Here is a 15,071-nt window from a genome sequence, read left to right as displayed (position 1 = left end):
TTCAGCTGTGATGCCAGTTTTCTTCAATGCATGCCTGTAAGCCGGAGAAACGGGTAGCCCGCTGAGCGATTATCTCTTTGATCCGCTGAGTGTGACCTATCATCACACACCCTTTTTTCGCCCTGGTCAGTCCGGTATATAACAGTTCGCGGGTAAATAAGCTGGCTGCTTTACCGCTTGCTTCCGGCAACCACATTACCACCCGCTGAAACTCCGATCCCTGTGATTTGTGTATGGTCATGGCATACACCGTTTCTACTGCAGGTAACCGGGATAAACTCACCGCCCTTAACGCGCCCTGGTCATCAGTAAACCATGCTTTAAGCTGTTTGTTGTCATCCGGCCAGATCACGCCCGTATCCCCATTAAACAATCGCTGTGTATAGTCATTTTCCATGACCATCACCGGCCTTCCTGTATAATGGATGTCCCGGCCATTCAGCTTACCGGGCTGCAAAATGCGCTCTATGGACGCATTCAGTTCGCTAACGCTTTGTTTGCCGTTACGTACCGGCGTCAGCCACCGGCATTGCCCCATTGCAGCCAGTGCAGAAGCCGGTGATGTTGCCTGCTGCAGTGGCGCGAAGCTGTCTTTTACCAGTTTGGTGAAATCCGCGTTTTCAGGTGGCGGCATGAGCACTACATCTTCCGGGCTCAACAAACCGGTTACCGGCTCACTCACCCGCGTCAGCCTTGCCAGCATGTCATCGCTGTTACCGGTTCTCACCGCCACTGCAATTTCTGCCAGTTTTCCGCTGTAACGCTGACTGACCTTCAGAGAAAACACGGTAGTAAGCTGGTCATCGTCGGTGGCAAGACCGGGTAGATGCGGACACAATTTATGTACGTGTGCAGCAAGCCCGGCAGGCACAGTAAGATGACGGTCGTCATCATTGCCAGCCAGCGCTTCCAGCACATTGCCGGACTCAACGGAAGGTAACTGATTAGCATCGCCCACCAGATATACCCTGGCGTGATCCGGTAAGGCACGGAAAACCCGCGCCATCAGGGCAAGATCCACCATTGAAGCCTCATCGATAATGAGTACGTCACACTGCACCGGATTATCGGAATGATGCCGCGGTCTGACCCGGTTTGGCCGGATCCCCAGTAACCGGTGCAAGGTGCTGGCCTGTGTGACTATGCGCGCTTTAAGTGGCTCAACATCTGCGCCGGCAATGCCATTCAGGCTGTCACTCACTGACTCTGTTAAACGTTGAGCCGCTTTTCCGGTAGGCGCCGCCAGTTTAATGTTCAGCGCTTTTTCCGACGATGCCTGCAATGCCAGCAGTAAACGGGCTACGGTGTAAGTTTTTCCTGTCCCGGGGCCGCCATTAATCACTGCAAATTCCCGAGTCAGCGCACAGGCAACCGCGATCTGCTGCCAGTCCTGTTCCGGAACCGGCGTCACCGGAAACAGATACCGCCAGATCTTTTGCAACCGCGTATAGTCTTCATCAGCAAATTGTCTGGCGTGCAGTCGCTGCACTACTCCTTTTGCTACAACCTGTTCAAAATCATGGTAGCGGGCGGTATATAGCTTGCCTCTGTGATAAACCATCTGTTGCGGATCTTCAAAGGTTTCAGCCAGTGTTCTTGCCAGCCTGATGAGGGGTGTGAGTTCCGCAAACGTCACCCCGTCACATTCCTGTTCCTCATCATCAAACAATTGCTTTCCGGCAATTTCTGCCAGTGGCAGGCAGGTATGTCCCTGACGCAAGTGCCATGACAATGCCACCAGCAAGTGAAACGCGTCAGTGCGGATTGAAGCATCCACTGCCTGCGCATAATGGCGGGCAAAATAATAATCAATGGATTCGATACCAGCGTAGGTTTTCATGGCAGGTATTGTCATAACGCGACCTCCCCGGTTTCACCTTTGAAGGCGGCATCCAGTGCAAGAATGAGTTCAGCCGCAAGGGGCGTATAGAACACGCCTTCACTGCCGCTGTTGTCAGGATGCATGCCGCGCACATAAAGATAAAACACCCCGCCAAGGTGGCGGTGAATGTCATAATCCGGTTTACTGACCGTCAGAAACCGGTGCAATGCCAGTGCATACAATAAATATTGCAGGTCGTACAAATGGTGCTGATTATTGTGCGCCAGCGCATTGAAAGAATAACCGGTGAACGCATCGCCCAGATGGGTGGACTTATAATCCGCCACATAAAAACGCCCGTCATGTTCAAAGATTAAATCGATGAAGCCGTGCATCATACCTTCCAGCATGGGCCGCGATAACTTGGGTACTGCCAGCGCGTTATCGCCGTTTACTGCGCTGCGATGGGCAGTAAGGATACGGCTTATTGACCACCAGTTGGCTTTCTCTACCGGAAAATAAAATTCTGCCTCCCGCAATGTAACGGGCAGCGACAGGCTGTTGAGGGGAACGCGCAGTCCCGGGGCGCAGAGCGGCGTGGCGAGTACTTCGTCCATCCAGCAGCTGAGCGCGCTGAAATCATCATCACTCAGGCTTAAGCGATTGGCCAGACTGCGATGAGACTGCCAGTCTGGCGCAGTGAAATCGGTTACTTCCAGCAAATCGTGCAGCAAGTTACCGGCCGTTGCCCCTTTTTCAAGGGTAAAACGGATGGGTAATTCGCCTGCTACAGGCTCGTTTCCCGGCACTGCAAGGTCGGTTTCTTCGTCACGGGCCGTCTGTTTAACCGCAATCTGCTGTCTGGTCAGCGCGGTAAAAGAATATAAGCGCCATGCATCTTCAACGGAGCCTCTGAACTGGCTGATTGCCAGTGGTACTTCACTGGCTTGCGCGAAAGCAGTGTGATCAGAATGAGGCTCTGCAGGTAATTCAGCGGCCTGCAAATAGCGGGTATGCCCGCCGTTCTCCTGCTCCACTTTGTTTAGCGGCAAGTACCAGCTTTCTCCGGCTTTCACATCAGCGGCTTTACCCAGCGCTGAGCGTTCATTGTTTTTATAGGGGGCTACGCCTAAGTAACACCGGTGTGCCGCACGGGTAATGGCCACATACAGTAAGCGCATGGCTTCCGCTTCACCTTCATCACGGACCTGTGCCGCCACTTCCTCAGTGGCCCCGAGTTGCAGGGTCTGCTTTCCGGTTTCGCTGTTGTAGTATTTATAAATTGTCAGATCCCGGGTGCCCTGTTTTACCGGGTCACGGTAGCGGCTGGCAAAAGGCACAAAAACCACCGGGTATTCCAGGCCTTTAGAGCCGTGCTGAGTAATGATTTGAATCAGCCGCGCATCGCTCTCAAGGCGCTGGATTTGTTCCTCACCGTACTGAGGATCATGTACCTGACGATGCAACCATTGCAGTAGCTGTTCTGGCTGCAATGTGGCCGACGCCTGTTGTTCCAGCACTTCCGCGAGATGCATATAGTTGGTCAGTTGCCGTTCAGTATCCCGGCCGGTGACCCGGAACCTGCGCCGCAACAAATTCAGTACGACGGCCATACAACCCTGTTTCAGCCATATCTGGCGAAGTGTGCCCACTTCCGCCATGCAGTCTTCCCACAGGTCATCGTCTTCATCATGAAGCATGGCAACGAGCTCTTCATGGGGATACCCCATCAGCGGACTGGCAAGGGCAGCAGAAAGACGCCGTATTTGCTCACTGTGCCATATGCCGTCGAGTACACGGTATAAATCTGCAGCTTCTGCCGATGCGAACAAAGAGGTACTGGTGCTGAGATAAACCGAACCCAGCCCGACCTGCCGCAATGCCTTTTTGACCAGATCGGCTTCCGGCCCGGAGCGGACGAGAATGGCGATATCAGCAGGCTGTAAAGCTGTATCTCCCAACATTGCCTCAGACAGCAAGCGTTGGATCTCATGACTCATCCAGTTAGCCAGTTGCAGGGACAACGTATTGGCATTGGCCGGCGTGTCTTCTTCAGCTTCCAGTACCACATAATTCAGTGAGGCACGTTCAGCAGGATCGCTTAAGGGATGTTTCGCGGCTTTGGCATGTTCAGTCGATTTTACCGGCTCGTACCGGATGCCGTAACCGAAGACATCGCGAGCTTGCGTTTCGACAGGCGCACCGTAAAAGAGACGGTTATAGGCGTCGACCATGGGCGCAACAGAGCGCCAGTTTGTGTCCATCACCCACCGGTAATCCGCCTGACGGCCAGCTTCCAGATAAGTGAAAATATCCCCGCCTCTGAACCCGTAAATCGCCTGCTTAGGATCGCCAATCATCATCAGGGTCAAATCATCACTGCCGGAAGGATAAACCGCAGATAAAATACTGTACTGGCTGTCGTCGGTATCCTGAAATTCATCAATCAGTGCCACCGGATATAACGCCCGCAGCGCTTTTTTCAGCGTGTCATCGCCACCTCTCACCTTCTGCGCCAGCAGACGGATCAGGTCGTCAAAATCGACAATGCCCAACCTGCGTTTTGCATTAGCCACATGCTGCCGTATCCATGCAAAGCCTTCACAGACCAGTTTATACAGCGGTTGTTGCTGTTCATTTTTTTGTTTTGCCGCATCCAGCTGCGCCAGCTCTTTTTCCAGGGTATTGATGAAATCTTTAACCGGCTCCAGGACCGCTTTCACCTCTTTTTGTCTGGCATACCTGGTGCCTTTGACAAATTCTTTCGCCGCTTTATCCGGAGCACTAATCCGCTTCGCTTCCAGCCAGTTCAGCAACACTTCCCATTCTGCTGCCCGCTCATCCCGCTCACTGCCTTTTTTACTTAAAATAAGTTTTTCGCTGATGAGCGCTTCATGGATTTTCAGTTCGCTGTATAAATCATGAAACGTGTGCTGAAAGCGCACTTTCAGATTGTACAGCCCTTTTTCATACTGGCGCAGAACAGCTTCATCATCGCAGTATTCCGGCTCCAGCTCACTCTTAATAGCCTGATTAAATTCAGCGATAAACTGCCCGGGCACATGCCAGCCCGCTTCTGCGAGCAACGCATATTGGTGCGGTTGCAATGCCATAACCCGTATCCAGTCTGCCGCCGCTTCTTCCCAGAGAGCCTGTGTTTCCGTTTCAAGCGTCAGAGACATGGGCGAGCCGCTGGCAAACGCCAGTTGGGACAACACGTGATTACAAAAACCATGAATGGTGAATACCGCGGCTTCATCCAGTTCCAGTAGAGCCGCTTCCAGCTTTGCCAGCCCCTGCTCACCCGGAGCAACAGCATACAGCGCGTGAAATACCGGATCGGCGCTGTCCGGTAACGATGATTGAGAAGCCGCATGCCGCCACAAATCAACAGCTTCGCGAAGGGTTTCACCTATACGCCCTTTAATTTCTTCTGTGGCCGCTTTGGTAAACGTCATGACCAGGATCTGTTGCACGGTAAAGTTTTTTTCCAGCAACAGCCGCAGGTAAATACGGGTGATATTGAAGGTTTTACCGGTTCCGGCACTGGCTTCAATTAAGTGCCGGCCGCGAAGGGGCATGGCAATAACATCAAGGGGGGAAGATTGCACGGAAGATACACTCACGAGACTTTTCCATCTTTCTGATTTAACAACAGCGGCACGAAAAACCGCTCTGCGGCTTCACAGGGAAATTGATCCGGTAGCAAGCCTTGCGGGAAGAACCAGCGCACATACGGGTCGTCGTTGATGCTTGCCTGCATAAAACCGCTGTCCAGTGCGTTCTCCCAGGTTTTTAAGCCCTCAGGCGATGACAACCATTGTGATAGCGGGATTTGTGGCTTTTCTTTTTTCCGGCCACCGGTATATTTTTTCGTTAGTTCTACTGCCAGCCCGGCAAAACAAGGCACCGGTTCGCTTAATATCTGCCTGTACAATGCTCCAATTTCTTCAAGACGTTGCTGAGCTTCTTCCATCATGACAGGGTGCCATGTCGCCTGCCTGAGCTCTGCCTGTCCCTTTGCCCATTTCAGGTAAAAAACCTGCAGGGGCATATCATTCCCGTTTGCGTTAAAACACAACAACGTCAGGTACTGAGCCATCATCCTTTTAGCGTTCTGCGAACCGTAATGCAGCATTTTAAGGCCGTCGCTGCCAAGCCAGGCACCGGCTTCTAACTGTAATTCCCCAAGATCAGCGCTGACATAGTTCTGCTCTGCCATATGCAAACCCGGGCTTGAAGATAATTGTGCGCCTGCCTGTTCCCAGCTTTCCATCAGTGCAGGTGTCAGCGGGGTATCAGGAAAGTCACCGCTTTTTTGTAACGTTTCTCTCACCAGTGTCTTATCCTGCTGGTGAATACCCGCCTCCGTAAAGGCCCTTAACGCATTAAACCGCAGCAGATTGTTTTCACTGAAGGGCTCCTCATCGGCGAGCAAAGGTTCAGCCTGTTCCAGCCGGACACCCAGCCTCTGACCGGCAAATGCCCGCAGCGGGTTGTCGAAAACGCCTGCCATATCGTCCGTGCTGACAACAGCCTGTGGCAACGGGGCAGAAGTAGCAGCAAACTCACCCTGACTTCCGTCAGGTACAGTCGTTACCGCACCGGCCAGACGGAACCAGCCGCTTTCAAACGATGGCATATCACCGGCAAAGTTGGCGGGACTGAACGGATGTAAAGGTAACTGCCGGACACAGGATGGCTTAAATTCATACCCGCTGCTGAGAACCGCAAGTAATTCTGATAACACCAGGCTCGGCTGACGTTCTGTATTGTCTTTTCCCCGCCGTCCCTGATAACTCAGAAACAAGTATTCACGGGCAGAGATTAATGCTTCCAGAAACAGATAGCGATCTTCCAGACGTCTTGAACGGTCACCGGTTTTACGGGGCGTCTTTGCCATTAAGTCGATGCTGAGCGGCGCTGATTGACGGGGAAATTCACCGTCATTAAGGCCAAGAATACACACCACTTTGAAAGGGATGCTACGCATAGGCAACATGGAACAAAAGGTTACCTGACCAGTGAGGAAGTGGTTAGCCGCATCCGGCGTTGTGAATTTTTTCACCAGCACCGCACGGATTTGACTCAGTGTAAGTTCATCACTGAAACCAGCCTGCTCACAATGAGTTACCAGATCAGCAGTGGCTTTGGATATTGCTTCCCAGCCGGGCATATCTTCCGGTGTAGCTTCAAAACATTCTGCTTTCATCTCATTGAGATAATCATGCCAGTCTTCAGCATTTCGCGGCGCTTTCAATTCTGAGGCAAATAACGAAAGCGCTTCAAGTAAGTGGATCAGCTTACCCAGCAATACTGTACTCTGCCCTTCCACATCAGGAATAGTCAGAATATCGCCGGCTATTAACGGCGAGTCCGTCATGGTCATGCCGGTGAGCAGACGTCGCAATCCCCAGGCCCAGGTAAAGGTCTCAGCCGCATCCTTATCAAGTAAGGCAGATTTATGTGCAGCGTTTCGACCCCAGTGCACATGTGCCCGGTGCAACCATTCGCTCATCATATCGATGTCTTCAGAGGTAAGCCGGAACTTTCGCTGAACCGGTTCAAGACGCAGATAATCAATGATCTGACTAACCTCAAAGCGACTGTCAGGCAAACTGAGTAACCGTACAAAAGCGGCTATCATAGGTTCGGCATCAAGGGGCGCACGGTCTGCGATGGAGCACGGAATACGGGGCGGTTCAGTATCGCCCGGTGACGGCGTACCCACGCGGTGAAAAACCGCTTCCACAAACGGGGCATATTCTTCAATTGCAGGACACATCACTACAATATCAGAGGGTTTTAACGGGGTTTCACCGTCAGCACCAGCGGTATTCATTAACGTCAGCAGGTAATCGTGCAGTGCCTGAACTTCCCGCAGCGCCGTATGGGCACTGACAACTGTAATGCTGTTGTCTTCGCTGTTAAAACCGGAACGGGCTTCAGGTGCGCAGGCATGTAAGATATCCTCCTGCATGGCATGCAGGCGCCGGCCGGCCAGCTCTTCTGTCACCACGGGATCGGTGTCGAATGCGCTGACTTCATAGCTTTCAAGGGGGGTAAGCAGGTTAAACAAATCACGCCCCTGCTGACCCAGATTACCTAACAGGGGGTTGTCCGGCCGGGCTTCCTGCCATTGGGCCAGGCCGGACTCCCGTAACAGTTTCGCCTGCTCTTTGTTACTTTTTACCTCGCCCCAGTAATTCACACTGGGATTAAGGTGAAACACATGGATATGTGTGTGCACAGCCAGTGCATCGAGAAATTGCACCAGTTGCGGGGCCATGGTGTTAATGGCAAAAACAATGATATTTTCCGGTAAGGACAGTTCGCTGCCCCGTTCTGCCAGTGCTTGCATCGCACCGGCATGAAGCCGGGCCGGATGATCGCGGTTCTCTTTTACCAGCGCGCGCCAAATAACAGCCTGCCAGATTTCATCGCTGTTACCGGTGTCTGCCCCCTTCCCTTCTTCCCAGGCGAACAGCCACTGAGGCCGGAATAACAAGTATTGTTCGTATACGTCTGCCAGCGCCGTGGCAAATTGAAGGCGCTGTACACTGGCTTCCTCTTCATTACTGCACTGCTGCCAGTAACGGTTTACCGCTTCAGCCTCCGGCAATTCACAGAATGCAGCGCTGCGGATGATGGCGTCAATCCGCCATACCAGCACTTCCCGCCGAAACGGCGACTGCTTCGGCACCCGTTCTTCCCCGAGTATTTTACGTGCGGTATCCCACATGAACCTGACCGGCAAAGGGAATGACAGGTTCATCGCCACGGAACGGTCCTGAGCCAGTGACATGTTCAGCCAGTGTTGCATACCGGGGCTTTCAACCAGAATCGTTTGCGGTGTGAACAGAGTGGCCGTGTCTTCCGACTGGTTCTGTTGGCTAAGCAACGCTGACAATAAAAAACTGAGATGTTCGAGCTTGTTTGAGGGATAAAGGGCTAGCAATGATCACCTGAATTCACGCGTTTTTTTCCATGTTACGGGATAACGTGAGAATGAGCCAGCAGCAAAAAACAGACTAAAGTTCAATAAATAAACGGTTGGCTAAAAAATGGCCTTGAGGTAGAATTGTGCGGATAAAAAAACCCATACAGACCTCAGGACACGAAAAATCTGTATGGGCAAGGTTACGGGCTCACTCGTGACAACCGGTTCGCGGCGTTGCCTGGCACCGGAAAAGGTTAACGCCAGGAGAAAGCACAGATAACACTTTAGATAAGGCACTATGCGTGCCATAAAACAATAATCTATAAAATTCAAAAGCTTAGCCTTAACCCTGTCAAAAAACTGCGAAAGCAGTTTTTTTGTTTTGGTGCAAACGCACCAAGAAAAGGCAACCTGAAGGTGCTTTTATCCCGTTTCCGGTTCCTATACAATTCCTTCATCAAACAGTCGTTATAAAGAAAATCATGCTAAGCCAACAACAACTCGCCACCATGCTCTCGCTGCAAAATAAAATGAACACCAAAGTGAACCCTCAGTGGTTAACCGCCGGATATGGTTACCTGCGTGCCGCGATGGTGGAATCGGTAGAGGCTATTGAGCACCACGGCTGGAAGTGGTGGAAAGCGCAACAGAAAGATTTACCTCAGTTACAGATGGAGCTGGTCGATATCTGGCACTTTGCCCTGTCTGCAAGCATTATTGATTATCAGGGTGATGTGCAGGCAACTGCTGATGCACTGGCGGCACAACTTGCACAGACTTCAGTGCAAGTGCAGTTTGATGGCACAGAATATCATCCGGAACAGCAGTCGCTGCTGGATAACCTGGAACTGATGGCCGGCCTTTGTGCGGCAAAACGTTTCAGTGTGCCATTGTTTATGTATATCGCCGGTCAAAGCGAAATGAGTAGTGATGAGTTGTTTCGCCAGTATGTGGGTAAGAATGTGCTGAACTTTTTCCGTCAGGATAATGGTTATAAAGCCGGAACCTATATTAAAGAGTGGCAAGGCCGGGAAGATAATGAACACCTTGTGGAAGTATTAGCGGCGCTTGATATCAACCACGAAGGCTACGCTGATCAGGTTTACGCAGGACTGGCAGAACGCTATCCTGCCTGAGAATAAATCATAGTAAAAAGCTCACTTCTTAGTGAGCTTTCTACTTTTTCATCCGGGCTAAGAGGCTATTCAATCAGACCCCTGGCCTTTGCCATAGATTCAGCTTCTTTGCATGAAGCGGGTTCATTTAAGTCTTCAAACTCACTGCAGTCAATATCAAGCATCTCATTAAGACACTCTGTACTTTTCTCCACTATGTCTTCGTGCGCAGCAAATTTCTCTTCGAACATTTCAGGTACATATTGCTGACACATCTGGTCGGCCATACCTTCTACCATCCCGCGCATTTGAGGGGGAACTTCGCCGCCCATTTCTTTTTCCATTTCCAGCGATATACACACTTTCAGCTTGTCGCAGAACGCACCGGCAGCTTTCATGTAGTCAGCAACGTCAGCGTGTGCTGAAGCAGATAAGGCCAGTGAAGCGAATACTAATGTGGCGGGTAATACATTCATTTTCATAAGCGTTCCTTTGCATGCCGGACCCCGGCGACCCGGAGAGTTTCAATAGTAACAGAGAAACTGAAAACTGTATTAAATTTAACCAAAAAATTTAGTTAATCCACACAACCGGTTCCCGGTATCCGGCCAGAATCACTGACTTATACCGCTCCTCCAGCACATGTCGCTTCACTTTCAGCGTGGGGGTGAGTAACCCATTGTCGATGGTCCACTCCTCATTGATCACCAGCATATGATCAAGCTTCTGATGGCTTTCCAGATTGCTGTTTACTGCGTTCAGTGTGCTTTGCAAACGGGTTTCGAGTGTCAGTTTGGGTTGCTTAGCTGCTTCCTCCGATAACACCAGTAAGGCCACCGGTTGAGGCAATCCGGTACCGACGACACACACCTGCTCAATTAAATCATTCTCCATGATGCGGGCTTCAATAGGCGCCGGCGTCACATATTTTCCTTTTTCTGTTTTAAATATATCCTTCAGGCGTCCGGTAATTTTCACGTACCCTTCGTTGTCAATTTCTCCCTTATCACCGGTTTTCAGAAAGCCGTCAGGGGTCAGGACTTCCGCCGTTTTTACCGGGTCCAGGTAATACTCCACCATGTTACAGGGAGATTTAACCTGAATTTCGCCTTCACTGCTGATACGGATATCCACACCTTTATAGGCCTTTCCAATTTTACCTATTTTATCCTGCCGGAACGGTACGCAGGCAGACCCGTATGCGCTGTTTTCCGTCATTCCCCAGCCTTCACTGATGGGAATACCAATCTTACTGAACCAACTGATAATAGCGGGAGCCAATGGTGCTGAACCGCTGGCAAACAAGCGTGCTTCTGATAACCCCAATCCCTGCTGTATCTTCTTTTTCACCATGGAATTGATAAAAGGAATAGCTAACAGCAAAGACAATTTTTTCTGCGGCATTTTGCCCAGCACACCATCTCTGAACTTGGTCCACAGCCGCGGTACAGAAATAAACAAGGTGGGCTGACAATGTTTTACGTCCCGCTGGAAGGTATCAAGGGATTCGACAAAGTGGATTTTTCCGCCGGCATAGAAACTGGCCAGTTCTACCAGTACCCGTTCGGTGATGTGCGCCAGCGGCAAATAACTCATCATCCGGTCGGTGGCACAGAACGTCAGCGCTTCCAGTGAATTAGCCGCTGCCCAGCAGATACTGCGAAAACTGTGCACCACACCTTTAGGCTCGCCGGTGCTGCCGGAGGTGTAGATAATGGTCATTACATCATCAAGATCACGATCAGGCGAGCCGGCTAGCGGTTCGCAGGCAATAAAGGCTTCCCATTGCTCGCTGGCAGGGATCCCGGGATAAGGCATTGCCACAGTATGCAAGTCAGCCGGCACAGCAGGTAATTGCGTATCGGGCTTATCCAGTTTGCCGATGAACATGAGCTTAATATCTGCATGGCGAATAACATAATTCAGTGTATCCCCGCCGGCAGAGGCAAAAATGGGTACCGAAATATGACCAGCCATCATGATCCCGAGATCAACGACAAACCATTCCGCGCAATTTTTAGCGAAAATACCGATACGGCTGCCGGCAGGCAGTGACAACTCAGTTAACCGTCGGGCAACCCGTCTTGCAAGACCGGCAACCTGCGCGTAGGAATAAGGTTGATAATGACCCTCTGAAGGCTGAACGAGAAAGGTATCGGCAGGTCGGGTATTTTCCCAATGGTACAGCATGGCCAGAGGACTATACTGAACTTGCTGATTTTCATTTACGACGGCTAGAGTCATTGACATTACATCCGTTTTTATTGCTATTGTATCGCAGAGATTAACATTAAATTCACAAAGCGGTTATATAAATCTAAGCGTTATTCATGGTTAATCATAGTAGATACTGACACTTACACCACTTAAACCAGTTAACAGGCATACATTTTTCGCTCCCGGCACTGACCAGGGAACAAGGAATGAACAAACAAGGCGAAATCATGAAAATTACAATTAATGGCAAAACTCAGGAGTATGACGGCGACCCGGCCATGCCCCTGCTGTGGTACATCCGTGATGATCTGAAGATGACCGGCACGAAATACGGCTGTGGCAAGGCACTGTGCGGCGCATGTACTGTACATCTGGATGGTCAGGCTACGCGTTCCTGTCAGTTACCCATGTCTGCAGCAGACGGTAAAACAGTCACCACAATAGAAGGGCTGGATGAAAACAATGCTCACCCGTTACAAATAAGCTGGGCTGAAGAACATGTTCCCCAATGTGGCTACTGCCAGAGTGGTCAGATTATGCAGGCAGCTTCCCTGCTTGCCTCTAATCCTTCGCCTGATGACGCAGACATCGAACGGGCCATGTCGGGCAATATCTGCCGGTGCGGTACGTATCCCAGAATTAAAAAAGCCATTAAAAAAGCAGCGGAGGCAGGAAAATGACTACGTCTGATTTGAATCTGTCACGCCGCTCGTTTCTGAAAAAATCTGCCGCTGCCGGTGGCTTTTCCCTGTCCGTGACATTGCTGCCGGCCTCTCATGCCCCGGGCGCAGAAATGGCCACATCAGCAGAGCGTCTTGCGCCGAACCTTTTTGTGTCTGTCAGTGAGGAAGGTGTGATTACTGTCACCTGCCACCGCTCGGAAATGGGTCAGCAAATCCGCACCGCCATTGCGCAAATCATTGCTGACGAACTGGATGCCGACTGGTCCATGGTCAAGGTGACTCAGGCAACAGGCGATCCGGTTTACGGTGACCAGAATACAGACGGCTCCAGAAGTATCCGCCGGAATTACGACCGGCTGAGAACAGCAGGCGCTACCGCTGCATTGATGCTCAGGCAAGCCGCAGCAAAAGGCTGGGGAACCGACAGCAGTGAGTGCGTTTGTGAAAACCATTACGTAGTACACAAGCCGACAGGCCGCAAAGCCGGTTTTGCCAGTCTGGTTCCTGTTGCAGCAACCTTGTCTGTCCCTGCCGAAGCAGATGTCACTGTTAAGGAAAAGTCCGCTTTAAAATACAGCGGCAAAGGCATGGCCAGCGTCGACTTACCGGATGTGGTAGCCGGAAGCACCGTATATGGTCAGGATGTGCAACGTGAAGGTATGCTTACCGCTGTCATTGTGCGCCCTCCTGTCATGTTCACGACGGTAAAATCGCTGGACGACAGCAAAGCGAAACAGGTCAAAGGTGTAAAACATATTATCACCATGCCGGCTGCTGCAGCGCCGGCCATGTTTAATCCGTTAGGTGGCGTTGCTGTCGTAGCTGCGTCCACCTGGTCTGCCATGCAGGGCGCAAAAGCGCTGAACATTGAGTGGACACAAAACGAACATAGCCATTATCAGTTTGAAGATGAAAAGCAGGCGTTGATTGCCTCAGTCCAAAAAGGTGGCGAAACCGTCAGGTCGAAAGGAGATGCTCCGGCTGTACTGGCATCATCTGAACAGGTCATTGAATCGACTTACTTCGCCCCCCTTCTCGCACAGGCTCCTATGGAACCACCCGCGGCAACAGCACACGTACAGGGTGATAAAGCTGAAATCTGGGCATGTACACAAACACCTCAGGCTACCCGCAACAACGTGGCCGGTGCCCTTGGGATCCCGGCTGACAATGTAACGGTCAACGTGACCTTGCTCGGTGGCGGTTTCGGACGTAAATCAAAGCCGGATTATGCTGCTGAAGCCGCGCTGCTTTCAAAGCAAACCGGCGCTCCCGTTAAGCTTATCTGGCGGCGGGAAGACGACATTCAGCATGGCTATTATCACAGTGTGAGTGCCCAGCACCTTAAGGCTGCGCAGGATGAAAATGGAAAAACGCTGGCCTGGCAACACTGCACCGCATTTCCGTCAATTTCCACCACCTTCGCCGGCGGCGTTACCACACCATCTAACGGCGAGCTGAGTCTGGGATTCATGGATAACCCTTTCAGTATCGATAATATGTTGCTGCAAAAAGGTGAAGCGGTTAACCATGTGAGGATCGGCTGGCTACGCAGCGTATGCAATATTTTCCATGCGTGGGCAGTGCAGAGTTTCGCTGACGAACTGGCCCATCACGCCGGTCAGGATCCCAAAGCCCATCTGCTGTCACTCATTGGTCCTGCCCGTCTGATTGACTTAAAAGCGGAAGGCGCGGCGTATGAAAATTATGGCGATCCCATTGAAAAATACCCTGTGGATACCGGCCGCCTGATCAATGTAATTGAAAGAGTGACGGCCATGGCAGACTGGGATAAACGGAAGTCACAGGGTCGCTACCTCGGTCTGGCAGCCCACCGCTCATTTTTAAGTTACACAGCAACCGTGGTGGAAATAGAAGTGAAAGAAGACGGTACGTGGCGAATTCCGGCTACCTGGGTCAGTATTGATGCCGGCACCATCGTAAACCCGGAACACGTACGGGCGCAGTGTGAAGGGGGTTCTGTTTATGGTTTGAGCTGTGCGCTGGGGCAGATTTCAGCCACAAACGGGGCGATAGATCAGAGCAATTTCCACAATTACACCGTGGCGCGCATGCAACATGCACCGGCACACTTTGAGATTGATATCGTCGACAGTGATGCGCCGGCAGCCGGTGTCGGTGAGCCGCCGACGCCGCCATTTACGCCGGCGCTGTGCAATGCGTTATTTGCCGCTACCGGCCAGCGTTTTAAAACCTTGCCGTTACCGTTAAAACTCAACCTGAAAAGCTAAGCGTTAAAAAGTAAAATGCCTGTACTCAGTACAGGCATTTTG

General features: G+C 51.4%; 8 protein-coding genes. 3 read left to right on the top strand and 5 right to left on the bottom strand.

What is annotated here, in order from left to right:
• Position 1: 1 nt before the first annotated feature.
• The 3 genes from recD to recC are packed head-to-tail and all read right to left on the bottom strand — an operon-like array spanning position 2 to position 8,780.
• A complete protein-coding gene (gene recD / locus J3369_RS08615) occupies positions 2-1,855 on the bottom strand; it encodes an exodeoxyribonuclease V subunit alpha (protein WP_349585802.1) in 1,854 nt (617 codons plus the stop codon).
• The gene (recB, locus tag J3369_RS08610; protein WP_349585800.1) at positions 1,852-5,448 is read right to left on the bottom strand and encodes an exodeoxyribonuclease V subunit beta; all 3,597 of its coding nucleotides are present in this window, start codon (positions 5,446-5,448) and stop codon (positions 1,852-1,854) included. Before recB ends, recD begins: the two co-directional genes overlap by 4 nt.
• Positions 5,445-8,780 carry an exodeoxyribonuclease V subunit gamma gene (recC, locus tag J3369_RS08605; RefSeq protein WP_349585798.1) on the bottom strand — a complete coding sequence of 1,112 codons (3,336 nt, stop codon included), beginning with the start codon at positions 8,778-8,780 and terminating at the stop codon, positions 5,445-5,447. The genes recB and recC overlap by 4 nt, the downstream gene beginning before the upstream one ends.
• 464 nt (positions 8,781-9,244) lie before the next feature.
• Here recC and J3369_RS08600 point away from each other — a divergent pair, with 464 nt between their 5' ends.
• Positions 9,245-9,898 (top strand): dUTP diphosphatase, encoded by a 654-nt coding sequence (locus J3369_RS08600; protein ID WP_349585796.1) that lies wholly within the window; start codon positions 9,245-9,247, stop codon positions 9,896-9,898.
• 65 nt (positions 9,899-9,963) lie between these two features.
• On the opposite strand, the gene J3369_RS08595 is transcribed toward J3369_RS08600, so the two are convergent.
• Together J3369_RS08595 and J3369_RS08590 are read right to left on the bottom strand one after the other, a co-directional pair.
• Positions 9,964-10,359, bottom strand: a complete 396-nt coding sequence (locus tag J3369_RS08595; RefSeq protein WP_349585794.1) for a hypothetical protein — start codon at positions 10,357-10,359, stop codon at positions 9,964-9,966.
• A 91-nt stretch (positions 10,360-10,450) separates the two neighbouring features.
• Positions 10,451-12,127 (bottom strand): AMP-binding protein, encoded by a 1,677-nt coding sequence (locus J3369_RS08590; protein WP_502877423.1) that lies wholly within the window; start codon positions 12,125-12,127, stop codon positions 10,451-10,453.
• A gap of 191 nt (positions 12,128-12,318) precedes the next feature.
• Between J3369_RS08590 and J3369_RS08585 the strand changes: the two genes are divergently transcribed.
• Positions 12,319-12,774, top strand: coding sequence for a (2Fe-2S)-binding protein (locus J3369_RS08585; RefSeq protein WP_349586223.1), 456 nt, complete (start codon positions 12,319-12,321; stop codon positions 12,772-12,774).
• Positions 12,771-15,029, top strand: coding sequence for a xanthine dehydrogenase family protein molybdopterin-binding subunit (locus J3369_RS08580; RefSeq protein ID WP_349585790.1), 2,259 nt, complete (start codon positions 12,771-12,773; stop codon positions 15,027-15,029). Before J3369_RS08585 ends, J3369_RS08580 begins: the two co-directional genes overlap by 4 nt.
• Positions 15,030-15,071: the final 42 nt, after the last annotated feature.

The sequence above is a fragment of the Alteromonas sp. NFXS44 genome, from assembly GCF_040148705.1.
Taxonomy (GTDB): Bacteria; Pseudomonadota; Gammaproteobacteria; order Enterobacterales; family Alteromonadaceae; genus Alteromonas.
The sequence above is the reverse complement of the archived record's forward strand: the minus strand, read 5'-3'. Positions and strand labels throughout refer to the sequence as shown.

Bases quoted from the DNA above. Each gene is read 5' to 3' on its own strand.
- J3369_RS08580 (WP_349585790.1), top strand. From the start codon at position 12,771: ATGACTACGTCTGATTTGAATCTGTCACGCCGCTCGTTTCTGAAAAAA.
- J3369_RS08600 (WP_349585796.1), top strand. From the start codon at position 9,245: ATGCTAAGCCAACAACAACTCGCCACCATGCTCTCGCTGCAAAATAAA.
- J3369_RS08595 (WP_349585794.1), bottom strand. From the start codon at position 10,359: ATGAAAATGAATGTATTACCCGCCACATTAGTATTCGCTTCACTGGCC.
- J3369_RS08590 (WP_502877423.1), bottom strand. From the start codon at position 12,127: ATGTCAATGACTCTAGCCGTCGTAAATGAAAATCAGCAAGTTCAGTAT.
- recD (WP_349585802.1), bottom strand. From the start codon at position 1,855: ATGACAATACCTGCCATGAAAACCTACGCTGGTATCGAATCCATTGAT.